The sequence below is a fragment of the Microvenator marinus genome, assembly GCF_007993755.1.
Classification (GTDB): Bacteria; Myxococcota_A; Bradymonadia; order Bradymonadales; family Bradymonadaceae; genus Allomicrovenator; species Allomicrovenator marinus.
The window spans coordinates 4,229,438-4,254,344 of sequence record NZ_CP042467.1 but is presented as its reverse complement, the minus strand read 5'-3'; the positions used below and the strand labels follow the sequence as shown (position 1 = coordinate 4,254,344).

Below are 24,907 nucleotides of genomic sequence, written 5' to 3'. Positions count from 1 at the left end.
AAGCTAAAGGATCCGGTACACCAGACCAATTCCACCGTACAACTCAAACGCGTAGTTTTTCTGACCCGGCTTCATGTAAACGTCAACAAAAGGCGCTAAGAACCAACCCTCCGCGATGCGATGATGAAGTAACACCCCTGAGCCTAGCGAAACGCTCTCTGAAAAGTACTCATAGCCTGGCTTGAGGTTCAACGAGAAGATCGTTGACTGCGACTTGTACACATCAAAGAAGAGTCCAAGATCACCTGAAATCCTCTCCGCACCTCCACCTGTGGACCCCAGCAATTGAAGTGCCGGAGCAATCGAAAGCGCAAAACTATCAGTGTTTATGAGATTGACGTTATAGTCGGCCCGCAAAGAGCCAGCAAGCGCGCCAAAGATGTTAAACTGTAGCCCCAGATCACTCCAGCTATTGACCCCGTAGCGAAGGAACAGGTCGTACATCAAAAATGTGCCGTCCGACGTGTTTATCAAGTCGTCGTACACTTGCTCCTGTCTCGTTTGGGCTACCACGCCAGCGGCAATTCCTAACTCGACGGCACCTGAGGGGATGGGTGTAGCGGTATGGTAGCTACCAGAAACGCAACCGGCCATCGCGACAACACTCAACACCAGCAACTTTTTCAAATACACGACTACCTCTTTAGAAAAACTGCTGAACACCAAAGCTTATCGCGGAATCGCCCGAATTCACCAGTGAGGCGGCGTAGTCGAGCCTCAGCGTTAGTCGATAGATTCGAGGACTGATCAGGCGAATGCCCGCACCTGCACTAGCCGCCGTGATGTCTGCGAAATCCGATGCTCCCTGCCCCACCGAAGTCACGTCCACAAAACCCACGTGCTGCAACACCAACCAAGAGGTGTCCAATGAGGGGATGCGGAACTCGAGATTCGCGGTCGTATGGGCAGGCCCCCTAAATCTGGCGTCCAAAAAGCCACGAACTCGGTCGAACCCACCGATATAGTAGAAATGCGTCTCAGCCTCAGTGCTCGAGATTCCAACGAGCCATCTAAACGCGATGGTGCTTTTGAAAGGAAGGGTTTTCGCCAAGACCAAATCACTCTCGATCGACCCAAACGAAAAGGTGGATCCTAGGATCGTATCGGTACCGTCGAGACGCAGATTTAGCTGAGCCCCCTCCACAAGGTAGTTGTCCTGATTCAGACGACCGAGCTGAAATGTGAGGCCCGGTTGGATGCGCAAGGTATCTTCAGGAAGCCCGCGACGCGCCTGAAGTTGACGGATATCATCTTCGATCAAATTTAGGGATGTTTGGTCTTGAACCACCTGAATGCGCCCTCCGAACCTGAACCACCAGACGACCTCTTTCTCGAGTGCCAGAGCCAGCATGTTGCGCTGCAACAAGAACCCACCCTCCTCCTCGCCATCGTTATCGTAGAGTGTGTAGATGCGGTTGACGTGCCAAACGTCTGCACTAAACCAGAGTCGTTGGTCAAAGAGCCTCGGGTCACGAAACCAAACCACTCCCGAGTTCGTAGGGCCTAACCTCTCGTACTGGCCGCCCATCTCGAGGTATCTGCCCAGTACGTTGATATCGTAAAGTCCCACGATGAGCTGGTTGATCCCTCCACCGCTCGACGCCTTGACCACGGGAAGAATGGTCCAGCGCTCCAAGACATCATAAATAATTTTATGGGAGTCGCCTTTGGGCTCAAGGGTGTACTCGACTTTGGCGAAGAGCCCCATGTTCCTTAGACGTTGAGCACTTTCTTCGAGTACCACGCGCGTAGTTGGAGAGTGGAGTTCGAAGTCGAACTCTCGCCAGACCACAAATTCTTTTGTGCGCCCAAGGCCGTTGATCTCGACCTCTGAAATCACAAAGACTTCGTCCGAATCTTGAGTCTCTGCCTCTGGCTCAGACTCCGGGGCGGACTGAGCCATCACTGAGGAGCTGATCAACAAAAGAGAGAAGAATGCTCCCAGGAATGAGGAAAGTACTGCGAATTTCATGGAGATTTTAACCTACATATCCGAAAGGTTTTTTGGACGCGAGGTTCGTAGCGCGTTTAGGACCGCAAGTAAATCAATCACTTCCTGCATCACGGCTCCAGCTACCGCCGGCAGTAGGCCCACTGCAGCAAAACCCATCCCGACCATGCTCAAGACCATGCCACCAATAGCGGTCTCAAGCCCAATCTTTCGCATGCGTTGCCCGATGTGAATGAGCTCATCGAGCTTTCGCAAAGACGGGTCGAGGAGCACGGCGCCAGCTGCCTCAGCCGTAATTTCATGGGTTTGGCCAAAAGCGATTCCAACCGTGGCCTGGGTCATCGCCGGCGCGTCGTTTATGCCGTCTCCAACAAAAAGGGTCTTCGAATGCGCTGTCTGAGCCTTGACGATCTCGACCTTTTCTTCGGGGCTCTGCTCGGCATAGACGTCTTCGATGCCCATGATCTTCGCCAGATAATCGACCTCACCCTGACGGTCTCCGGAGACGAGCATGACTTTTTCGAAATGGTGTTTGGGCTCGAGGTGTTGGATGAAACTTCTGCCTTCGGCGCGAGGCTGGTCGTGAAACCGGAAGGTCGCTGCGTAAGACTCGTCAACAAGCACCACACATTCAAGACCAGATTGCACGGGTGGAATCTGCCCCACGTCGGGATGCTCCGACTTGACGAGTTTGTTTCGGCTGGTGATGCGCACATGGGCGCCTCCGACTTCGCCGGTGAGCCCCTGCCCTGGGCGCTCGCTGATACTTGAAGCCGCAACTAGGGCCACGCCACGAGATTTGGCCGCGTCGAGAATCGCCTGAGAGAGTGGGTGCTTCGAGTACTTTTCAACAGAAGCCGCGAGCTGAAGAACTCTTGAATCTGCGAGCACGCCATCGATTTCGGTCAATGCTGGTTTGCCCGAGGTCAGAGTTCCGGTCTTGTCGATAATCAGCGTTCGGCATTCACCGACTTGCTCGAGCACACGCGGGTCCTTGATGATGATTCCGCGGCGCGCGGCCACGGAAATCGAGCCAATCAGGGCCACCGGAATTCCGATCAAAAGTGGGCAAGGGGTTGCCACCACAATCACCGCCAGAAACCGCCCGGGTTCCCCGCTAAAGGCCCACGCAGCGGCACCAACACCCACGGCGAGCGGGGTGTACCAGGCGCCCAACTGGTCGGCCAGACGTCGAATCTGAGGGCGTTTTTGTTCGGACTCGCGCATCACTTTCATGATCTGGGCGTAGCGCGAATCCTCGGGGAGTTTCTCGACCCGAATCGTAAGGGCATCATCGGAATTGACTGCACCCGAGATCACCATAGAACCCGGCGCCTTTGGCAGAAGATAAGGCTCTCCCGTCAAGAAGGACTCATCCATCACTCCGTGTCCTTCCACCACCACACCATCTACCGGGCAGATTTCATGCGGCATCACAACGAGTTCATCACCGATCTTGATGGAGCTGAGCTCCACCTCAACTGGCACTCCTCCTTCAAGCCGATGGGCAATACTTGGCACGCGGCGTGCCAGCGCCTCAAGCACAGAGGACGCCCGGCCCGCTGCATAACGCTCAAGCGCCTCGCCGCCTGAGAGCATCAGGACGATGATCGCACCGGCGAGGTATTCGCCCAAAATTGCGGCAGTTACAATCGCTATTCCGGCCAGCCAATCCGCCCCGAAATCAAGCTTTTTTAGCTGCCCAAGAAGCTCCCAAACAAGCGGGATTCCGCCCACGATGAGAACGACCAAAACGGGCCAGTCCATATGGGGTGATTCGAGCACAAAGCGCATCACAAGATGAATTGCGATGCCGAGGAGCGCGAACCCCGCGATTAAGGTCTCTTGAGTGAGCCACTGACGCTCATGATTGGATTGGGTCGGTTGAGACATCGAGTCCCCCTGGGCAAAAATCACTCAAGAGTACTTCAGTACCTTGAGAGTGTAGAACAGCCGATTCGACGCGAGTTTGCAGCTCTCGCACGTTCCCTGGCCATGGCTGCGTGACCAGAAAGTCGGAGACCCCTTCGGCGAATTTTTGTGCCGCCCGTGTATGCCGCTCTGCATACATACGCAGGAAAATACGCGCCAAAGGCATGATATCTTCCTTTCGCTCTCGGAGCGCCGGCACCACAAGGATATGGCGAGAAAGGAAGGTGTAGAGGTCCTCGCGAAATTTACCCGCTTCCACGAGAACACTCAAATCTTGATGGCAACTCGCGACGAAACGCGCGCTGACGGAATACGAACGTGTCGCACCGCGGCGACGAACCTTCGATTCTTCGAGAACACGCAGGAGTTTTCCTTGTTGGACGAGCGAGAGCGCGTCGATTTCTTGAAGGTAGACCGTGCCGTTTTCGGCCAACTCAAAAGCGCCCTTTCTAGCCGTCGTGGTCCCGGCGAAGACGCTTTCAACGGCACCGAAGAGGTCGGTATCAAGCTCATCAGCTGGGGTCGTGCGTACATTTAGCGCGACCATCAAACCGGGGCGCTTCGAGAGATGATGGAGCGCACGCGCGAGCAATTCCTTGCCTGTGCCCCCTTCGCCGCCGAGCAAAACTGGGACATCCATATCCACAAACGCGTTTAAGGACGTATACATCCGCTGCATTTCGTGACTTTCGCGAATCAATTCTTTGAAGACGTAGTGTCGGCGCTCTTTATCGCGATAGTGCCGGATCTCTTCCGAAGCACGGGCGCTTAGTCGCTGCAAATTCTGGAAGTTAAGAGTGATTCTCGCGAGCGGCCGAATCTCCGAAAATACTTCGACGAGGCCTTTAAGACAGCTTGAATCTCCCTCGAATTTTGCCTTGATCAACACAAAGTCACGATGGCGTTGACCCGCGAGGCAAACGATGACTTCTGAGTCCTGCCCTTGATGTTTAAGGGCGGCGACTTCCGAGCGCCAGAACTCGTCCGAATACTCCGAGGGCCCTTGCTCGACCTCCGACTTCTCGGCCACGTGGGACTTGAGATTCATGGTCCAGAGCTCTAGGTCGCCGGCCTGCCCGACAAGCAAAGACAGTCCTTTGAGCCAGGGTTTCTCTACGGTGTCGCAGATCACGCGAAGGAGCGAAGAGGGATGATCGGCGAGGTCTCTGAGTTCGAGACGTGCGCCTTTCGCGGCAGGAAGAGGGATATACGTGAGTTCGCTCATGGTTGGACCTCCTCTTCGAGTTGTTCCATCTCGAAATCCTCCAGCGTCGGCACCTCGCCCACATCGGGCATTTTGGTTCCGTCGGGATTCATCCGTTGGGCGTTGGCCCATGTCTGCAATCTAAACGCGTTTCGATTCGCCGGATCCAACGCCGTGACCTTTCGCATCGCGGCCTCACACACGTCAAACCGCCGAGCGACACAGTCCTGATAGCCCGTTAAATAGAGGCGCTCAGCCCGTTCTTCATCCGTCATGGTGAAGCGTTCGTGCTGCGCGTTCGCAATCGAATCGCTCAAGGCATCCAAGGCCGCAACTCTAGCCTCGAGGACCTTCCCCTTTGCATTCGAGAAGGCAAACTCCCGGTCTTGCTCGGTCACCGTCTCGACGGGTTCGCGGTCAACAACCGCAAGGCCCGCACGAACCACGAAGAAAACGAGCGCAAAAATCGCCCCCAAAACCAGCCAATACGCAGCCAAGAACTTAATTGCCCTGAACACATTGCCGGGTTTTGGCCACGCCAGCCAAAAGGTTTGCACGCGCTCTGCTCGGCGCTCGGCGTGTCTCACGGAATCAGCCCAAGGCTTGAGCTTCCACGCGTTGAGCGCAAAATCGATCGCGACTTCGTCGTCACCGTTATAAACCTGGCCCGCCCCCGGGGCGAGCACGCTCAAAAGCCGGGCGAGCTTCGGGATATGAGGCGCACGATCGTCAAAACCTGTGGGAGCAAAAGGCGGCCTAGACTCTTCAGCTTTCTCGAGCAAAGCCCCCATACTCTGGGGTGGTTCAGGTCGTTTTGGAGGTTCAATCCGAGCTTCAGGCTCCGGTGGAAGGTCATCCATCACGTCCGAAGAAAGACCCATCAACGACGCCTTGCTTCGGGGCGTCTCTTCCGCGGTCTCCCCCTCATCGAAGAGCGGCACGGGATTTGTGGTGATGTCCGGAAAGAGCGATTGCCAGCCGGGTTCGGTGATGGGGCCGCTGTCCACTGGTGCCGCAGCCGGCATCTGGCGCGGCTCCAATGGCTCAAATGGCGCGGTTCTGGGCATCAATTCAAGCTCGTCGTCTACCTCGATCGCGTCGATCCCCATGGCGTTGAGCATCTTCTCGATATCACTCACATTGATATGGTCGCTGATCGTCTCATCACCCGCTCCCTCAATGGTTGCGGGCACCCCGGCCCCCACCAACTTAGAGCAGAGGGTCATCGCAGCTGAGTGACTGAGGTCTGCCTCTACGGTCATCGGCCCACGTAGCAACAAGGACGAGAGCACCGGCGGCGATACCCCCATCAGTGGCGACAAAGTGCGCGCGAGCTCCTCGGTAGAGCGTTGCCACCGGTTTGGATCGACAATGACTGAGAAAGATTCTGATGGCATGCGCGAGAGTTTCTGTGGTTCTGGCCCAATTGTAAACCACAGCGTGCATTGCGTCACCTTTGCTTGCGCTTGATGCGCACGCGACCTATCCTTTGAGGCAACGAACAGCTTAGTCACCACTGGATTTCCAAATGAAAATCGTATTTGCACTTTTGGCCCTTGGCCTGCTTGCTTGCTCCGATGACAATCCCGATAACCGTCTTCCAGTCACCATTCTGGACGACGATATGGCTCAGTCCGATCAGGGCGAAGCGGACATGAACGACATGGTCAACACACCCGACCAATTCGTCGAAAACTGCGTCGAAGACGGGTGCGTTCCCGGGCTTATTTGCAACGAAAACACTGGGCAATGCGTCAATTGTGAAACCAACGTTGAGTGCGGGGAAAACGGTTTTTGCAATCCTGAAAAACTCTGTGAGTGCGATGCCGAATATCACGCGTGTGATGGCGTGTGCGTGAACTCGTTTAGCCCCGAGACGTGTGGAGGCTCGTGCGAGGCGTGCCCAGTCCCCGAAAACGGGACAGCCACCTGCGATGGCGTGACCTGTGGAATCGCGTGTGAGGCCCCGCTTGTGGCGGTCAACGGCGAATGTGTCGGGTGCGAGACAAATGCCGAATGTACGAGCCCAAGCGCATCTTTTTGCGACGCCGGGAACTGTGCGCCCTGCAACAATTCTGCGGATTGTTCGCATATCGCCAGCGCTCCGATCTGCGCCGAAGGCACTTGCGTAGAGTGCACCGAAAGCGCCGACTGCGGCGGCAACGTCTGCGCGGGCGGAGTTTGCACCAATATCGCCGCAGGCTCCGTGAACCCGTGTCAAGCGTGTACCGCAAGCGAAGCGTGTACCGAAGGCCACGCCTGTGTAGCCATGGAGTTTGACGGGGCAACTCGAACCGAATCGTTCTGCTTGCCCATCAAAGGCGCCGACGAGTGCCCGTCACCCTGGGTTTTTGAGGTCCAAAAGCTCAGCGTCGAAGGCGCTACAGTCACGGCTTGTGGTCCGAATGAAGCAGTGACTACGTGCGAGGCCGTGTTGGATGCCGGCGAGAGTTGCATCAACGCAGACGAGTGTGGTGCGCAAGGGCTTACAGATGGCCGATGCGAGCCTACGACCTTCGAAAATACCTTGCGATGCACGTACGATTGCACATCGAGCAACCAATGCCGCGAAATCGGTGACTTCGAGTTCGATGAAATCGGCTGTATCAGTGGCGACTACTGCGGCGGGATTTGATGCGCAGGCTAATCTTACTAGTCCTTCTGAGCGCAGCTTGCGATGCACAACGACCACCTTGTGCAGACTCAGACGATTGTTTTGTGGGCGAGCTTTGTTCAGCGGGCGTGTGCGTTGCCGCGCCCGAACCTGAACCTGATATGCCCCGAGATATGCCTGAGGATCAGTCGCCGGACCTACCTCCGGACACCCGTGATTGCCGCATCAATACCACCGTTTGCCTTCCTCAAGCCTGCAACCAAAACACCGGTAGGTGCTTCGCGTGTGAGTTCAACGCGCAATGCGGGACAAATGCGCTCTGCAACGCGGCTACTGGAGAGTGCACGTGTGAGCCGGGAACTCATCGGTGTGGAAATCAATGTGTCTCCAACGATGCCGATGAAACCTGCGGAGACCGGTGCGAGCCGTGCCCTGGAACGGCAAATGGTTTTGGTTTCTGCGAGGCCGAAACGTGTGAAATCGGTTGTAATCCAGACTTCTTCCGATGCGACGAAACCTGTGACGTCACGGAACTTGAGTGCGCTGAGTGCCTCGAAAACTCTCATTGTCCCGACGATGAACCCGTGTGTGATGCCGGCGTTTGTAAAGGGTGCCGAAGTGACGCAGACTGTACCGCTCGTGACGGCCTCAGCGTGTGCAGCGATGGCGCGTGTGTGGAATGTACCGAAGACAAGAAGACCGCATGCGATGGCAACACCTGCAATCCAGCCACCAATACCTGCACCGAAACACTGATCGCGTCGGTCGAAACGTGCGGCTTCTGCGTATCTCGAGACGCTTGCCGCTATGATTCTGAGGACTGCGTTCCAATGAAATTCAGGGGCGTCGACCGACCTGGCGGCTATTGCCTCTATCGGTCCAACGAGTTCGCCTGTGGACGTCCGTATGGGATTCGTGTGGAGCGGACACCGATCGGCGAGACCACACCTCAGACCTACTGCACGATTAACGAAGACGAGCTTACGTGTGAGGCCTTGAGAGGGTACGGGGATTATTGCGACGAGGACGCCGAGTGTGGCGTGCCAGGACTAAACGACGGCCTTTGCCGCACATTCACGGGTTCGCGCCGCTGCACCTACGCGTGTGACACCAATGATGATTGTGTGCCTCCGTTCCAGACGGTTTCGTGCGTGACGTATTGCCGCGACCTTTGAAGCCGTACAAGCATGCTCACTGAACGTCCAATGATGTAGCGCTCTCCAATAGGTAGTCCATGCTTAGATTGCTGGTGTCACAGTAGACCCAACCGTCGGTTACGCCAGCCGGTCTAATTCGTGCCGCAGCACGGTACGTACCCGCGGCAGGAGACGTCGTTCCGGACCAAATCGGCGACTCATATTCCTGGTTGTTTGGCACGCCAGGACGAGGCCCCTTGTACGCCATAGACTCCCATGTGTAGCCAAGAGCGGGGTTGTCAGCAAGGCCACCCCAACCAACCTCAGCCACCAAATCCGCGGCATCAAACGTGCCATCCGTGACCCCAGCCTCGTACGTCTCAATCGTCAAAACCGGAGCCGTCTGTCCCACGCTGCCGCTCACGCTCGCCTGCCACACGTTGCAATAATCCACCAGGTCAGGGAGGGTCTGCCAGACTCTCACAACTCCCATCTCAGTGGGCTCAAAGTTGGTGTCGGACGAGAGATCACACAAGACATTGTCCTGTCCTTGGTTCACGCTGAACCTCCAAGCAAACACGTATTCGCCGTCGTTTGTTGGGGTCCACGTTGCCTCAAACTCGTCTTCGTCCGGGCCGGGATTGATCACGCCCGTGGTACGTCTCGTGCCATTGACCACCGTAAATGCTGCAGCATTGGTGAGCGGGCTCGCACCTGCTGGTCCGACCATAAGATCGCCCACAACGTCCGCATTGTCCTGCCCTGTCACACCAGCCTTTGTCACCCTTCCGAAGATGGTCAAGGGCTCTCCGACTACGGCATCCGTCACAATCACAGGGAATTGAATCTTGCAGGAATCCGGTACTACGGTGAGTTCCTCGACGACCTCGAGCTCGCCAACCTTGGACGCGTCGAACTCGCTCCCATCGTTGGAGCACCACGTCCAGGTTGTTCCTCCATCAGCGCTCGCACGCATTGCGAACCCGTACTCTCCGACCCCAGTCGGCACGAATTGCGCCGCGAAAACATCGTTCGCGAGGTCACCCTGGTTAAGGCCATCTTCGTCGCCAGAATAAATGGCACTTTCAGAGAGGGTCCATGCAGAAGGGTCGTCTCCAATCGGACCCCAAACTACCTCAGCACTCACATTCGCGCCCGCACCGGCACCGTTGGTGGCACCCGCCACAAAGACCACGCCTTCAACATCTGCAGTAGCACCGTTCTCGAGGGTCAAACTCGACGGACGTGTCTGACAGAAACCTACCTCAGCTACGGGCGGATTGGTGACTTCGATTACGCCCCTTGCCCCTGGATTTGCAAGGTCTCCGCCAAGGTCGCAATAGACCCAATCACCGCCCTGAACACGGTATCGCGCTAGGTAATCGTAGGTTCCAGCGGTGGCGATTTGCAGTGTCGCACCGTACTCGTCATTCGCCAAATCGCCAGCATTTAAGCCGTCGATGTCTGTGTTGTAGGTCATCGCCTTCCAAGTAAACTCCGCGGCGTCCGCCCCTGTGTCACCCCATCCGAGCTCACCTTCAATGCCCGAGCCTTGGCCGGCGGAGTTGGTCAAGCCATCCACAAAAACCACAGAATAAATCCCAGCAGACTCCTGCCCACTCTCCACAGAGACCGGGCTCTGCGCCTGAAGCTGGCAATACGTAATCTGGTACTCGAGCTCCGCATTGTACGAGTACGCCTGCTGAAGCGTGTCCGTCTCTTCACCGAGCACAACTCTCACGTCCACAACGCCCTCACCAGCCGGGGCCGCGAGCACGATCCGTGTAGAAGACTCAACTTGAATGTTGGTTGCGACAGAATCGCCGAAGAAGACCTCCACGCCGTTCGCAAAACCGGTGCCCTGCAAGGTCACTTGAGTTCCACCTTCGGCTGGGCCACTTGAAGGCGAGATCGACCGCAGATCGAGTGGCGCATCTTCAGACATATCATCGGCATCGGAGCCCGCGTCGTCCTCGCCCATATCCGGTTCGGGAGTCGGGGGTTCGTAATCCGTTTCACAGGCGGTGAGCGATACTGCCAAAAGACCAAGTAGAAACCACTTCGACATATTCTTCTCCGTTCAAAAAACGACTCTCAATTCCAACTGAGTTCGTTCTTGTTCAAGATTGAGTCTTAGCCCAATTTGGGGCTCGTCTGGCTCGGAGTCCGAGTCTAACCAAAACCAGATTCCGGCACCGATCAAAGACGCCGCACCAATGCCCGCCGTAGCCCAGCCCACATTTCGGTAGGTGAGCTCCTGATCCAAGACCTGGTCGTAATTGGAAGGACGCCCCGATGCGTTTCTGTCCGCGTCCCAGGCATCGATCTGGCTCTGTCGGTCAAACGCTAGTACCCAAAAAAAGACCGAGGTCACGCCCGAGGCGAGCCCGACACCACCGAGGATCCACGGGCCGATCGAGGGCTCTGGAGGTGGAGGAAGCGGTGCTACTTCGACCTCGCGCTCAACCATCGCAAATTCAAAAGTCCGGAGCTCGCCAGCCTTGACTTCGACGCTACGCGTGGCCTCTTCATAGCCAAACTTCGTGAGCTTGATTTCGTAGGCGCCAGGCGGGACCTCAAATTCAAGCGGGGTTGTCCCTCGGCGTTTTTCCAAGAAGACCTGTGCGCCTTGTGGAATGGAGTCGACAGTCAGGCGCGCGGTCTTTGGGCGCTCGGCTTCTTGTTTGGCTCGAAGCCTTTCGATGCGCGTCTGTACGACCGCCGAGTTCGGCGCTTCTGGCCGCTCGGTGCGGTACTTTTCATAGAGTTCGATGGCTCTATCGACCTCCTGGAGTTCCTCGTACATTTCGGCGATTCGGTAGAGCATATTCGGCTCAGGAAAGATCGCGTACGCCTCTTCGAGGCGCTGAATCGAGGCCGGATAGTCTCGCGCGTCATAGGCGTTTCGGGCCTCGGTCAAGAGCTTTCCCAACAATTCGCGCTGAGCATCAGATAGCGCAGATGGATCTTGAGCGAAGCCGCTGATCGGGGTGAACACAAGACTGGCGATCAGCAAGATGCTTATTGCTTTAGCCATTCGAGTCCCTCTTTTACCGCGTCTTTTTCTTTGGTTTTTTCCTCGGCCTTTTCTTCGACGGCCGGCTCAGTCTTCTTTGGCTTCGCTTCGGGTTTGGGCTCGGTTTTCTCGGCTTTCTCGGCTTCCTTAGGCACCTCGACCTCTTCAACCACCTCCGGCTCTTCTACCTTTTCTGGCTCGATAGGCGCTGGTTCTTCAACCACCTTCTCGTCAGGCTTCTCAGCCTCTACTTGAGCCGGCAGCGTAGACTTGGACCCGAGGTTGACCACAGGCGCGGAGCGTTGTTGCCAAAACACAACGCCGAGAACCGCCGCCCCAATAAGAACCACAAGCAGAACCCACACCAGCGGATTGGAGCTCGACGCCACGGTCATCTCATAGGTTGCGGAACGCCTATCGCTCTGCGCTACCGCGATCTCGGTGGACACATCAGGCAGCTGTTTAGACCAACCCATCTCTTTGAAGTGCTTACGAGCCACTCCCGCCGGGACAGGGAACATGGCTGATTCCGTGGGCGTCTCGTCGTGTCCTAGTGGCAAAGTGGATTCGTAGGTCCCGAAGAGTTCATCGGGGTCCGTCTGAGTGGGCTCAATCTCGCTCAAATAGGGCTGGAGGGCTGCCTTGGTGTTCCCCGGGCTGAGCCGGAGCCGTTTGAATCCATGTTCGTCGCGAATCGAATCGATCATTTCGCGCACCGATCGCGCCGAATCGAGGCGTTTTCGCGGGTCCTTTTCAAGGAGGAGACGCACCAACTCGACGATGCGAGGATACTCAAAGCCTTGCACGGCCTCATCGAGACGAGGAGCCGCCTTGGTCACGTGTTCGATCATCGTCGCCACGGGGGTCACGCCAGAAAACGGGGTCCTGCCGGCCAACATCTCATAGAGTATCACGCCCACAGAATAGAGGTCTGTGCGTGCGTCTATCTCGCCGCCCTGAACCGACTCCGGCGCCATATACCTTGGCGTGCCCATCACAACGCCTGTGGTTGTGAGCCGCTCGGACTCCGTCGCGTGAGTCCGAGCGATGCCAAAATCCAGGAGTTTGACCTGAAGGCTCGCGTCGGACATGACGGTGACGAGTGTATTCTCGGGCTTGATATCACGATGGATGATGCCGTGAGCGTGAGGCTCGGTCAGGGCACCGCAAATCTGATAAGCAATTTCTAGCGCGAGATTCGGTGCCACTCGGTGATGCCGAAGCACACGGTCGAGCGAAATCCCCTCCACAAGCTCCATGGCGATAAAGTGCAGCGCAACGTCTTCATCCATCCCTGAGTCGTAGACCCGCACGATATTTGGATGCGAGAGGCCCGCGATGATCGAGAGTTCACGCTGGAACCTCTCGATTCGCTTAGTGCCCTGGACCTCGCTTGGCTTCAGAAGCTTGACCGCAATATCCCGCTGCAGCCTCGGCTCATGAGAGCGATACACCACGCCCATGCCGCCCTCGCCAAGCACCTCATCGAGACGGTAGCGCCCATCGATCACGTAGCCGAGAAGATCTTCAGCAGCGAGAAGTACCCGTGGCTCCTCCATTTCGGATGTGCTTGTGATTTTTTCCATTTGATTCCAGACCGCTGCGCTATCGTAGCGCAACTTCTTTCATCCATCATTAAACAAAGGACTTTGAGCAGATTCTATACGTATGAGCAAGCTCGGCCCCAATGATGGCCATTCCATTGTTGGGGATCTCGTCTAGAGAACTCGTAAACGTAGCTTCACCGCTATGATATCCAGCCATTCGCGCGGCGTGGAGCATACGGATATAGAGATGAATAGCAAGCCCGCCGACCTTATGACCGCGGTATTCGGGTACGACACCAAAAAGTGCGACCCGAAAGGTCTCCGGACGCATCAGTCGACTGAGCACTCGCTGGGGGCGGCTCAGGTTAGAAAGCGGAGTGCGATTGGGCATCACAATGGCCATAGCAGCGGGTTTGGAGGCGATGAAAACCAGCCTTGAGACCTCAAAATCGATGAGGTCAGGCTGCAGATAGGCCCGCAAATCCTCCCGATCCGCCGGGACCCAGCCCCACGTGCCTGCCCACGCCGCGTTGTAGATCATCGTCATGAGATCCAGATCGCGTTCAAAATGGGTCTTGCTCAGACGACGAACCTCCAGATCCCGCCGCTCTTGAACCAGACGTGCGATCTGCCGAACCTGTTTAGGCGCTGGCTGATGCCCGACTTTCCACGTGTAGAGGTCGATTTCGTGTTTCCACCCGGCTGACTCCCAATGCTCCCAATAATAGGGGTGGCCAGGCAGAGCACCCTGAGGGTTTGGCTCTTCAAATCCGCTCGTCATCAGGCCGCCGTTGACGATCGCGCCAGGAAGGAGCGGCCCGATAGCGCGCCTGGCACCGCGGACCCGCAACCAGTCTTGGGCGACGTGGAGAAGCGCATGGCTGACCTCCTTACTCTCAACCGAGTCAAAAAGCCCAACAATGCCTGTCCCGTCATCAAAACGCCGGTGATCTATGGTTGCAGCGATCCTGCCAATCGCGTGTTTCCCATCGAACGCCACCCACGCCTGCGACCTCGCTCGGCGATAATAGGGGTGGGACTCTCGAAGGAAACTTCGAGTGTGCAAAGGCCGAAGCCCCAGATCCAACTCCCGGTAGAGGCTCAGGCCGAGTTTGTCGAACGCCCAGATATCGCGTTCGCTTATGACGGGCCTGATCTCCAGGGACATGGACTACGACCGGGGTTCTCTTGGACTTAAATGCGCAAGCACTTCTACACCACTCCTCCCAAGAAATTCAAACCAAGTCCGAGCCTCGCCCTCCAAAACAACCACGTTGCATGTGGTCACTGTGACGCTTTCGCCCGCCAGAGAACGCGCGAGGTCTTCCATGGTTGGGTTGTGCCCCACAAGCGCCAGGGACTCGACGCCCTCGGGCACCGAACGAAGCACGTTTAAGAAGTCATGCCAGGCACCGTTCTGGTGGGCCACGTCATAGAGCACGCGGTTTTCCTGGAGTTCAGGTTCATGACCTGACTTTTTCAGGACTTCAGCCATGAGCTCCCAGGTGTCGAGGCACCGGCGGGCATCTGACGAAATCACGAGCTCCGGGATGTGGCCAAGGGCAACCATATAAGACGCAATAACGGGTGCATCACCTTTGCCGCGCTTGTTTAACGGACGCTCATGATCAGGCAGGCCGTGCTTATGTGAGCTCTTTGCATGTCGAATCAAAATAAGTTTCATGTCCCCCTCCAAAATCAGGGTGGTTAAATGTAGAGGAGGGCTCTCCTCCTCAGATGTACGAAGCAGAAAGACTGCTCGCGGAGATTATAGTCTGAGAAATTCGGCGAGACAATGAGGCTCTGACCGCATTGAGGTAAATGTGTGCAAGATGATTGGGTGGACCTTTGATCTAGGCTTGGTTCTTGGGGTAGTCAGTCTTGTACCGGTCGACGAGCTAGGAACCCTGCTTTAGTAAGGATTTGGAGATGAGTTTTTTAAACAACGTTCATTTGAAGATGGTGACAATCTTCGTGGTCCTGTTCGTGCTTTGTTCGTGCGGTGAACAAGACCCACCGGTGCTTAACTCGACGCCAGACATGGGTGTTCCAGACTCACCAGCAGACACGGATCTCGAAGACGTTCCAGATCTCGAAGACGCTCCAGATCTCGAGGACGTTCCAGATTTCGAGGATATTCCAGATCTCGAACCTGACGCAGATCCCGAACCAGAGCCTGAGCCTGAACCCACTGGACCCTACGTACTCTGGTTGGCTCCAGATGGCTCCGATTCCAACGCGGGCAGCGAGGATGCGCCCCTACTGACGTTGAATCGAGCACACGAAATCCTGTCCAACGATCAGCCCGATCGCGATGTCATCATCATGATCAAACCCGGGACCTACCGCGGCCAAAAGGTGGTGTGGACCTACACACACCCCGTTCACACCATTCAATTCACTCGCCCAACTCCTGACGACGAACGCCCTATTTTTGACGGATGCCTCAGCGCGTCTGATTGCCCTGGCGGAACCTGGTTTCAACTACGACATAGTGCGGGCGAGGAGACCAACCTCGACTTCAACTATATTCGGGTGCGCAATTACACGACCGCAATCTCACTCAATGGCGACCGAAATGCCGAGGCAAACTCAAATGGCTCCAATCGTATATTTGGCTGCTATTTCGAGCGCATCGGCAATGTCTTTAACGCCTCGGCGCCCACGTCAACTGCGGCCGTCAGACTTGTGAACTCCGACGATAATCTGATTCGGAACAATCACTTTGTGGACGTCGTAAACCTGAGTAGCGGCGGTCTGATTCATGCGATCTATGCCGCGCATATGTCGGACCGAAACAAAATCGAGAACAACCGGTTCGAAGGCAGTACGGGCGACCCGGTTCGACTTCGAGATTTTTCCAACGACAATACCATCACTGGAAATCGATTCACTAAGGTCGGCGTCTATGCCGGATACACCGACTGGTATTGCGACCACGATGCGCGCACGGACTGTACCAAAACAACGCCGGAGTGTCCGAGCTGGCAGAACCAATTTCGTGATAACACGCTCGACGGCAACTGGACGTGTAGTCCTCTCGGCACCTTCCACTACTTCCAAGACGATAGCACAACGGGATGTAGCGCGCCTGCTGGCGCCGTGCGCCTGCGAACCTCCGGCAACACACAGACTTCAACGCCGTGCACTCTCTAGTTATGTGCAGAATTTTTTGCCAAGATCTCGGACCTGTGATCCTATGTACGTGCACCGCGGCGGTTTGCGGTGGTTTGACGTACGAGGACATCTATGAATCTCTTTGAGAACCCCAAATTTTTGCTCGCTGCTTTTGCTACGTCGGCCACGCTTAACTGCGTGTTCATTGGGGCACTCCTGGCACCGGACCCCGAAGCCACACCCGCACCCGCACTATCTTCCTACACCGTTGCAGAACCTGAGCCCGTTGCGGAAGAGGCTAAGGTTGCTGAGCCTGTGGCCGAGCCGTTGGTCGCGGAAAACCCAGCCCCACCAGTGGCTACACCACCCACAGACGCACCCGCCGAAGCCGCGCCTACCGACAACGCTTTGAAGTCCGTCCGAGTACCTATCAACATCAGCATCCCACATACTCTTGCTGAGCCTGCCGCCCCTTATGGCGATAACGTCAGCGCCACGGTTTCACGGCTTCTGGTCTGGGACCTCGACCTCAGGAAGGACTTGAGAGCCGGAGATACCCTTCAAGCCTCATGGAGCATGGGCACCTCGGACGTCGTTGTCATCGAGGCCGCGCGCCTCGAATCCCAGAAGCTAGGGAAGACCATCAGCGCGTACCGATTCAAAGCAACGGGCGACAAATACCCGTCGTATTGGTCCGAAGACGGCACCGAGATTCCACATATCTTGAAAAAGAGCCCTCTCAAGGAGTACGAGCAAATCACGAGCCTGCTCAAGGACCGGCCTACACACCACGGAATGGACTTCAAGGTGGACGTCGGCACACCTATCTACTCGGGGTATGACGGAGTCGTCACGCGCGTGAACTGGAACACCGCAGCCAATGGAGGTTGCGTAGAGGTCGAGCACTCAGATGGGGTTCTGGCCAAGTACCTGCACCTCTCGGAATCCAAGGTTAAGCCCGGAACTCGCGTCAAAGCTGGCGACCTCATCGCGCTTAGCGGCAATACTGGCCGCTCGACAGGCCCACACCTCCACTACCAACTCAACAAGGGCTCAAAAGTCATCGACCCCATCGACTACCACGGCACCACCCGCCGCACCCTCCCTGAGTCAGACCGCGCGGCCTTCGCTGCTCTCGTTCAGAAGTTCCAATAAACTTTTGGCGTTGGTCTTGTCCTGACAACGAAGTAGAAGAGCCTTGGATTTTAGGACTTCGAGGTAGTCAGGATGAAAGTATTTATCACGGGTGGTCACGGTTTTATCGGCTCTCATGTGGTCAGGAAGCTCGTCGAACAAGGCCATAGTGTCCGTTGTTTGGTTCGTGAATCGTCGGATACATCGCGGATCGACGGCATAGAATGGGAACGGTTTAAGGGCGATGTGCGCTCCAAAGAACTCATGATCGAGGGTATAGATGGCTGCGATGCGGTCATCCACCTGGCCAGCCCATCGTCGTGGGACGACATTAACTCGCCCTATATGAAGCAGATCGTGGAGGACGGTACACGCAATGTGCTCGATGCGGCGCGGCATCATGGTGGGCTCGATGTGGTCTACTGTTCGAGCACCATCGCGGTCAACGGCACCGACGATGCGGTGGTCCAGAACGAAGACACCGAGTTTACGCTCAAAGACCCGTCTCTCGTCTATGCGATGAGCAAGAACGCAGCCGAAAAGATTTGTGAAGAGTACTCGGACTTGAGAGTCGTCACGGTGTGCCCTGCCGAGGTCTACGGGCCGCACGATACGGGAATGGTCACGGCTGGCAACCTTGTGGATTTCGCGACGAGTCCGGTGGTTTTGGTGACGCGTGGCGGCACGGCCGTGGTGCACGTCGAAGACGTGGCAGATGGTGTGATCGCCGCATTGGAAAAGGGAAAAGCGGGCGGACGCTATATTCTGGGCGGCGAGAACCTCACGATTGAGGGCCTAGCCCAGTTGACCTTGGAAATCCTCGGATTGAACAAGAAGGTGGTCGTGGTCCCGACGCCTTGGATCAAGTCATTGACGAAGGTAGGTCAAACCTTGCGGCTTCCCCTTCCTTACAATCCACTTGTGATTCCGTACGCGACTAAATTCTGGTTCATTTCCAACGAAAAGGCGACCAAAGAGCTCGGCATCACGTTTCGCGACGCACGCGCAACCCTTGAGCCTACGATTGAATGGCTGAAAGCCGAAGGTCTAGTCTAGCTTGTGGGTACCGTCGGCTAAGACATTGGCACAACGCGGACAGATTTCATGTTCAGAATCTGGCTTGACCCAGTGATTCCAACATCGTGGGCATTTCTCGTCCGTCGCCACGGCCACGTCGACCTTGAACTCATCGCCCTTCTCCACACGCGCGTAGCTCGTGATGAAGAGGGTAGCGAGGAAAGACTGGTATTTAGAGAGCAAGTCGAAATCTGAGCCGGTCGCCCAAACTGTCACGTCGGCTTCCTGACTTGAACCAATCTGTCCGGGCTCTTTCTTGTTCTTCGGAGCTCGAACCGCCTCAAGGGCTTTCTGCACTTCGCCTCGAATCTCGAGCAAGCGCTCCCAGCGCTCCGAGAGCTCTGAGTCCAACCACGGCTCGACAAGTGTCTTCGACGGAAAGTCAGTCAAGTGCACGCTATCTGGGTCCTGAGCCAATTTCGGGAGCAGGTCCCACACCTCTTCGGCCGTGAACGAAAGCACAGGCGCAAGCACTCTGACGAGAGCGTGCAAGGTCAAGAAGTACGCAGACTGACCGGAGCGGCGCGCCTTGGAGTCCGCAGCATCACAGTACATGCGATCCTTAGCCAAATCGAGGTGTACGTTCGAAAGGTCGACCGTACAGAACTGAACGCTCGTATGGAAAACCGTGTGGAACTGGTACTCGTTGTAGGCCTGGCGGCATCGGTTGACGACTTCCGCGGTTTGATTCAATAGCCAACGGTCCTCTTCGAGCATATCTTCATACGCCACGAGGTCGTGATTTGGGTCGAATCCGTCCAGATTACCAAGCAAGAATCTAAAGGTATTTCTGACCTTTCGATACGCGTCCGACATCCGCTTGATAATCTCGGTGGAAAGCGAGATATCCCCGCGATAATCCACGGCGGCCACCCAGAGGCGCAGAATCTCAGCTCCGTAGGTGTCGATCATCTTCTGAGGCGGCTCGAAATTCTTGGAGGACTTCGAGTATTTGCGCCCCTCGGTGTCCATCACGAAGCCGTGCGTCAGGCAGGTACGGTACGGAGCGTGCCCACGAGTTCCCACACCACACATGATCGACGACTGGAACCAACCGCGATGCTGGTCGCTACCTTCTAGGTAGAGGTCAGCCACGGTTCCGAGCTTGAGTTGCCCTTCGAGCACTGCGGCCCAAGACGTGCCGGAGTCGAACCAAACATCGAGGATATCGTTTTCCTTCGAAAACGACTCGGGGCCTGAACCACACTTGGCACAAGACGTGCCGGGAGGCACAAGCTCCGCTGGGCTCTTTTCGAACCAGACGTCGGCGCCCTCTTCTTCGACAAGGTCGGCCACATGATTCGCAATCGCCTCGCTGGCGAGCACGTTTCCGCAGGATTGACAGTGCATGACAGTGATTGGAACGCCCCAGGAACGCTGGCGGCTGATGCACCAATCCGGGCGATTCTCCACCATGCCGACGATTCGGTCGCGACCCCATTTCGGCACCCACTGCACTTTCTCGATCTCGGAGAGCACAGCACCTCTGAGGTCCATGTCGGCACGCTGCGTACCCACCACTTGCTCATTCTGCTGGTTGGCACTCTCGGCCTCCATGGCGATGAACCACTGTGTGGTCGCGCGGAAAATCACGGGTTTCTTAGAGCGCCATCCGTGCGGATAGCGCTCGATCTTGATCTTGTCGCCTACCTTATTGAGCAGAAGGCCGCGCTCAGCGAGGAACTCCTGGATAAGTGGGTTCGCCTTAAAGACGTGCATTCCTCCCCATTCCGGGACGAGCGCCTCCATAAAGCAGCCACGGAAGTCTACCGGGCAAAGTGTTTCAAGCCCAAAAACCTGACCCAGCCCGAAGTCCTCTTGGCCGTGTCCTGGTGCGGTATGTACGCAGCCCGTACCTTGTTCCAGAGTGACGTAATCAGCTGGCAGAAGCACCGATGGTCGATCGATAAACGGATGCGCCGCCTCAAGACCACGGCCCTCACCCAACTCGCCCACAAGCACTCGACCCTTAAAGGTGTTGAGCACCTCGAAGTCCTCGATTCCACAGGCTTTGAGCGTACTATCTCGAAGCCCCTCGGCAATCACAAGGACTTCACCCGCAACTTCTACGAACTGGTAGTCGAGCTCAGGGTGAAGCGCGATAGCGAGGTTGGCCGGGAGCGTCCAGGGCGTAGTGGTCCAGATGACCACGTAAGTTGGCAGGTCCTTGTTGGCCCCTTTGAGCTCCTCTGGAAGGTGTTCAAACGGAAACTTCACGTAAACATGTTCGGTGGTGTGCTCGGCGTATTCAACCTCAGCCTCAGCGAGAGCGGTTTGTGACGCCCAATCCCAGTGCACAGGTTTCAAGCCGCGGTAGACAAGCCCCTTCCCGAGAAACTTCCCGAGCTCTCGAACCGTAGCCGCCTCGTATTGATAGCTCATGGTCTTGTAGGGATTTTCCCAATCCGCAAAAACCATCATGCGCTTGAATTCATCGCGCTGGATGCTGACGTACTTGTCGGCATAAACTCGACAAGCTTTGCGCACATCAACCTTGGACATCTCGGCCTTTTTGGCGCCGAGCTCCTTGTCCACTTGATGCTCGATCGGCAGGCCGTGGCAATCCCAGCCAGGAACGAATTCCGCCTTGAAGCCGTCCATATTCTTGAACTTCACCACGAAGTCTTTGAGCACCTTATTCAAGATGTGCCCGTGGTGAATGTTGCCGTTGGCGTACGGAGGTCCGTCGTGAAGCAGAAATTGTGGGGCGTTTTGCTGGCGCCTCGCCTCAATCATGCGATCGTAAATCTTGGAAGATTCCCACCGTTCAATCATTGCAGGCTCGCGCTGTGCAAGGTTTGCCCGCATCTCAAAATCAGTCTTTGGAAGGTTCAGGGTATCTTTGTAATCCACGCTCACGATTCACTCTCCGTACCGGTGAACTCGCCAGATAGCACAATGGAAAAAGAAATGTCTACGAGGGCTCAAAACTTCAGGCGCCCCCTGAAGTGCGCCGCCAGCTCCGCGTCTCCAATGGCTTCGTAGTGTTTGGCGAGCTCTAGGAGCGCGAATGCGTTTGTGGGGGATAGCGACACGAGCTCGTGCAGGCATGCCACCGCATCCTCAGTTTCACCGGCCGCCTTCTTCAACCCGTAGGTGTGCCTCAAATCCGCCAAACGCTCGCCAAACGAGTTGCGAACGTCGGGTACAGGCACCACTCCCCTTACGGCACCAGCGTCTTTGCGCCCCTTCTTGATCAACATTCGGTGGGGACGCTCACTCAACTTCCGCAAATCTCTAGACAACTCGGTGTCCCGAACGGGTTTGGCCACCTTCGAAGGCCTCACAACGTCAGGACCATCCAGCGCACCGAAATGGTGCAGGAGGCCGGCGAGGCTCAGAACGTCGAACGCGTTGTGCGTGACGAGCGCCTCGATAGCCGTATAGCCCTTACCCTCAACACATTCCTTCCAGCGCAGAGGTGCCTGACTTCCGGGAACATCACCATGCCGAAAATACATCAAGAACTGACGCTCCAGATCCCCCAGAGACAAGCCATCTTTTCGGCCGAGAAGACTTCGCGCCACCACGAGAAGATCCAAGTGCACCAGATTTCGAAACGGGTCAGCCAGACCGTGATGGGTCGCCCGCCCCTGAACCCGAGGCACATCGAAGGTCTTGCCATTGAAAGAGACAATTCCTGAAAGGCGCTCAAGCTCCGCCGCAAAACCCTCGAGGCTTTCAGCTTCAAGCTCTGGCCGCGTCATCACCCATTGCTTAAGTCGAAACTCACCACTGCTCCAGGTACCAAGACCTATGCAAAACGCGACCGAATCGGCACCCAACCCAGAAGTCTCGATATCAAAAAACCCGAGAGACTCCGGGGGAAAGTCCTTCAACAAACTCAATTGCCCGTCAAACGACTGGCCAAAGCCACTTTGCGCCATCTCACCCACACGATATCTGCCGTGTTGATGCTCAGGCCGCCAATTCCGCTCGAGTAATCGCAGCTCATCGGGCGCGGCATCTACCTGAGCGGCCTCGGCCGCGTCATGAGCCACGTCCTCAGCGAGAAAAACACCTTTCGGCCCTTCGGCCTCGGAGGCTTCCAATGCCCTGACTCGTGACTGATGCAAACGCTTGAGTTTGTCGGAGAACTTGGACACTTCCGAAGACTACTCCTGAGCAGGCGGAGAGATTGAGAGGCTGAAGAGTGTGAGCTCATGCGCCTGACTCTGATTGGTCGCCCCGAGCACAAACCGGATATTTGAGGCGCCAGCAGGCAAGGTCACGGTTGTCGTCTCTTGAGAGAAGTTGTTCTTGGTGAAGAGAATATGATCTCCGGCCCAGATTTGGAACCAGCCGATGCCGTCATAGCGGTAGTCCACCGTCAGTGTCCGATCGCCGAGGTCAGAGCCGAAATCCTTGATGATCGCGAACTCTCCCTTCGTCATCGCCATGGTCTGACTCTTTCTCGATTTAAAGACTTCGTAATCGAGACCCTCGGCATCCATCACTTCAGCGCGCCAGCCTAGGGCGAGCTCACCCTCAACGCCTTCCACGTTAGATTCCACCGCCTCACCCTCAAAGGTGTCGATGATGGGGTCGGGCCACCCAAGATAGGGACTTTGGCAATCGCCTACGCACGCGATTTGCGGCACGGTGATTTCCGCCTCTGGACGCTCAAGAACCTGAATCGACCACGATTTGATCGGAATGTAGAAGGTCCCGGCATTCTTGAGCTTCAAGGTCCACTCACCACCGGCTTCGAGCCCGTATGCGCCTGAAATCAGGAAGGGAACCTCAAAGGGTTGAGTCTGTAACGTAGGAACATTGGAGAATTCGTATGTTTGGCCGCCGTAATATAGGCCCTGTCCCGAGAGCGGGAACTCCGTCCCATTCGGGTGAACCAGAGTGGCCTCGAGATCCCAGACGATATTCGCGCCGTCGATCACGTAGTCTGGCTCTGAGATTTCAACGGCTACACTTAGGGCTTGGGCGTGGCCTTCTGGAACCGTGATCTTGAGGTCTTGCTCAGCGCCAGCCTCGAGCACGGCCAAGTCTGCCTGAGTGTAGACGTCCCATTCTCCGATATAGCCGGCGAAATGGTGGGTGTGCTGGGCGAGCGCTGGGGCGCAAAGCCATGGTGCGGTACGGCAGGCATCTTCGGTGGTTCGGTACTCACGAGTGCACTGGCCTTCAGTGTCGTTCTCGAAACTCAAGCAAGGACGTGTTTGCCAGACGAGCTGACCTTCGTCGCACGCGCATGCGCGGCGGCGGCCTTCAACACACTGCCCCTCCCACGTGCCGTCGGTGTATTCGCCGGCATCATCACAGGTTGAATCACATGGTTTCCCGGTCTTGGTCTCGAGCTCCCATCCTTCGTTGTAGTATTCCCATTCGAAATTTGACCCACCGCATGTCACGAGGCCCTGAACTTCGCCGGTTTCGGCATCAAAAATGGCCGACCCTGAGTTTCCGCCGATGATATCGTGCGTGGTGGTGAACGCGTTTGCTCCATCCAGGAGCACTTCGCCTTTAAGCGCATATTTCCTTGGGATTCCGAAAGGATGCCCGATGACAACCAGGGAATCCCCTTTGAGGTCTGCTCCGGCCTGACGCACTTTGAGGGGCTCGCGGCCTTCTACAGGCCGGTCGAGTTTGATCACCGCGAAGTCGATATCGCAATCACTGGTATAATCCCACGCGAGGACCTGGTCACAGGCAAAGACATTCTCTTGAGGAATCGTAGAAAGCGTGTCGTCGGGTGACTTTTTGGCGTAGTCGAAGACGAAGGACTTCTTGTCGCAATCGGGCTGGCTGGTTACACAATGTCCGTTGGTCACGATGATATCGGGAGCCACAAGCCACGCGCTACACATTCCTGTCACGGGTTGAGTCCAGTTGGTCTCGTCCGGACACATATAGTACGACTCGCCCAATAGCTGGCTTGCGGGAGTAAAGGCGCCGTCAAGGGCTTCTCCGAGCACAGCGTTCTCGATCACCATCGCCGTGGAGGCCCCAAGCTTCTTGAGTGCGTCAGAGACGTCTTCGGAAAACTCGTCTCGTCGGTCGTCATCTCCAATGATATCGCCCTTTCCGCCGTTTCCGGCCGGTGTTTCATCAACAGGGGTATCTGCGTCTCCGCATGAGGCAACCCAGAGAGAGATTCCGAACAGAAATAGCCAACGCATTATAACGACTCCTCTACGACTTGATTTGCAAACACCGAAAGTCCC

At 56.3% G+C, this 24,907-nt stretch carries 18 protein-coding genes; 5 read left to right on the top strand and 13 right to left on the bottom strand.

Features of this window, described 5'->3' with window-relative positions:
• Positions 1–3: 3 nt before the first annotated feature.
• The 5 genes from FRD01_RS17530 to FRD01_RS17510 are packed head-to-tail and all read right to left on the bottom strand — an operon-like array spanning position 4 to position 6,409.
• The gene (locus tag FRD01_RS17530; protein WP_146961936.1) at positions 4–633 is read right to left on the bottom strand and encodes a hypothetical protein; all 630 of its coding nucleotides are present in this window, start codon (positions 631–633) and stop codon (positions 4–6) included.
• A gap of 10 nt (positions 634–643) precedes the next feature.
• Positions 644–1,972, bottom strand: a complete 1,329-nt coding sequence (locus FRD01_RS17525) for a BamA/TamA family outer membrane protein (protein ID WP_146961934.1) — start codon at positions 1,970–1,972, stop codon at positions 644–646.
• A 12-nt stretch (positions 1,973–1,984) separates the two neighbouring features.
• On the bottom strand, positions 1,985–3,844 hold the full coding sequence (locus FRD01_RS17520) for a heavy metal translocating P-type ATPase (RefSeq protein WP_146961933.1): 1,860 nt from the start codon (positions 3,842–3,844) through the stop codon (positions 1,985–1,987).
• Complete coding sequence (locus FRD01_RS17515; RefSeq protein WP_249755709.1) at positions 3,816–5,108, bottom strand: sigma-54-dependent transcriptional regulator; 1,293 nt, start codon at positions 5,106–5,108, stop codon at positions 3,816–3,818. The genes FRD01_RS17520 and FRD01_RS17515 overlap by 29 nt, the downstream gene beginning before the upstream one ends.
• Positions 5,105–6,409, bottom strand: a complete 1,305-nt coding sequence (locus FRD01_RS17510; protein WP_249755708.1) for a hypothetical protein — start codon at positions 6,407–6,409, stop codon at positions 5,105–5,107. The genes FRD01_RS17515 and FRD01_RS17510 overlap by 4 nt, the downstream gene beginning before the upstream one ends.
• 206 nt (positions 6,410–6,615) lie before the next feature.
• On the opposite strand from FRD01_RS17510, the gene FRD01_RS17505 reads away from it, so the two are divergent.
• Together FRD01_RS17505 and FRD01_RS17500 are read left to right on the top strand one after the other, a co-directional pair.
• On the top strand, positions 6,616–7,722 hold the full coding sequence (locus tag FRD01_RS17505) for a hypothetical protein (RefSeq protein WP_146961927.1): 1,107 nt from the start codon (positions 6,616–6,618) through the stop codon (positions 7,720–7,722).
• Positions 7,722–8,876, top strand: coding sequence for a hypothetical protein (locus FRD01_RS17500; RefSeq protein ID WP_146961925.1), 1,155 nt, complete (start codon positions 7,722–7,724; stop codon positions 8,874–8,876). The genes FRD01_RS17505 and FRD01_RS17500 overlap by 1 nt, the downstream gene beginning before the upstream one ends.
• A 16-nt stretch (positions 8,877–8,892) precedes the next feature.
• Here the strand turns inward: FRD01_RS17500 and FRD01_RS17495 are convergent, their stop codons facing one another.
• The 5 genes from FRD01_RS17495 to FRD01_RS17475 are packed head-to-tail and all read right to left on the bottom strand — an operon-like array spanning position 8,893 to position 15,084.
• Complete coding sequence (locus FRD01_RS17495; RefSeq protein ID WP_146961923.1) at positions 8,893–10,905, bottom strand: IPT/TIG domain-containing protein; 2,013 nt, start codon at positions 10,903–10,905, stop codon at positions 8,893–8,895.
• Between the two features lie 12 nt (positions 10,906–10,917).
• Positions 10,918–11,874, bottom strand: a complete 957-nt coding sequence (locus tag FRD01_RS17490) for a PEGA domain-containing protein (protein WP_146961921.1) — start codon at positions 11,872–11,874, stop codon at positions 10,918–10,920.
• Complete coding sequence (locus FRD01_RS17485; protein ID WP_146961919.1) at positions 11,859–13,439, bottom strand: serine/threonine-protein kinase; 1,581 nt, start codon at positions 13,437–13,439, stop codon at positions 11,859–11,861. Before FRD01_RS17485 ends, FRD01_RS17490 begins: the two co-directional genes overlap by 16 nt.
• 49 nt (positions 13,440–13,488) lie before the next feature.
• Positions 13,489–14,568 (bottom strand): hypothetical protein, encoded by a 1,080-nt coding sequence (locus FRD01_RS17480; RefSeq protein WP_146961917.1) that lies wholly within the window; start codon positions 14,566–14,568, stop codon positions 13,489–13,491.
• A 3-nt stretch (positions 14,569–14,571) separates the two neighbouring features.
• Positions 14,572–15,084 carry a SixA phosphatase family protein gene (locus FRD01_RS17475; RefSeq protein WP_146961915.1) on the bottom strand — a complete coding sequence of 171 codons (513 nt, stop codon included), beginning with the start codon at positions 15,082–15,084 and terminating at the stop codon, positions 14,572–14,574.
• A gap of 245 nt (positions 15,085–15,329) precedes the next feature.
• On the opposite strand from FRD01_RS17475, the gene FRD01_RS17470 reads away from it, so the two are divergent.
• The 3 genes from FRD01_RS17470 to FRD01_RS17460 all read left to right on the top strand — a co-directional run bounded on the left by FRD01_RS17470 (position 15,330) and on the right by FRD01_RS17460 (position 18,707).
• Positions 15,330–16,556 (top strand): right-handed parallel beta-helix repeat-containing protein, encoded by a 1,227-nt coding sequence (locus FRD01_RS17470; protein WP_146961914.1) that lies wholly within the window; start codon positions 15,330–15,332, stop codon positions 16,554–16,556.
• 93 nt (positions 16,557–16,649) lie between these two features.
• Positions 16,650–17,672 (top strand): M23 family metallopeptidase, encoded by a 1,023-nt coding sequence (locus FRD01_RS17465; RefSeq protein ID WP_146961912.1) that lies wholly within the window; start codon positions 16,650–16,652, stop codon positions 17,670–17,672.
• Positions 17,673–17,744: 72 nt separating this feature from the next.
• Positions 17,745–18,707, top strand: coding sequence for an NAD-dependent epimerase/dehydratase family protein (locus FRD01_RS17460; protein ID WP_146961910.1), 963 nt, complete (start codon positions 17,745–17,747; stop codon positions 18,705–18,707).
• Here FRD01_RS17460 and ileS read toward each other — a convergent pair.
• The 3 genes from ileS to FRD01_RS17445 form a co-directional block, all read right to left on the bottom strand.
• Entirely contained in the window at positions 18,699–21,587 is a 2,889-nt protein-coding gene (ileS, locus tag FRD01_RS17455; RefSeq protein ID WP_249755707.1) for an isoleucine--tRNA ligase, read from the bottom strand. The two genes, FRD01_RS17460 and ileS, sit on opposite strands and share 9 nt — an antisense overlap.
• Positions 21,588–21,652: 65 nt before the next feature.
• Complete coding sequence (locus FRD01_RS17450; protein ID WP_146961908.1) at positions 21,653–22,834, bottom strand: ribonuclease H-like domain-containing protein; 1,182 nt, start codon at positions 22,832–22,834, stop codon at positions 21,653–21,655.
• 9 nt (positions 22,835–22,843) lie between these two features.
• Complete coding sequence (locus FRD01_RS17445; protein WP_146961906.1) at positions 22,844–24,862, bottom strand: trypsin-like serine peptidase; 2,019 nt, start codon at positions 24,860–24,862, stop codon at positions 22,844–22,846.
• Positions 24,863–24,907: the final 45 nt, after the last annotated feature.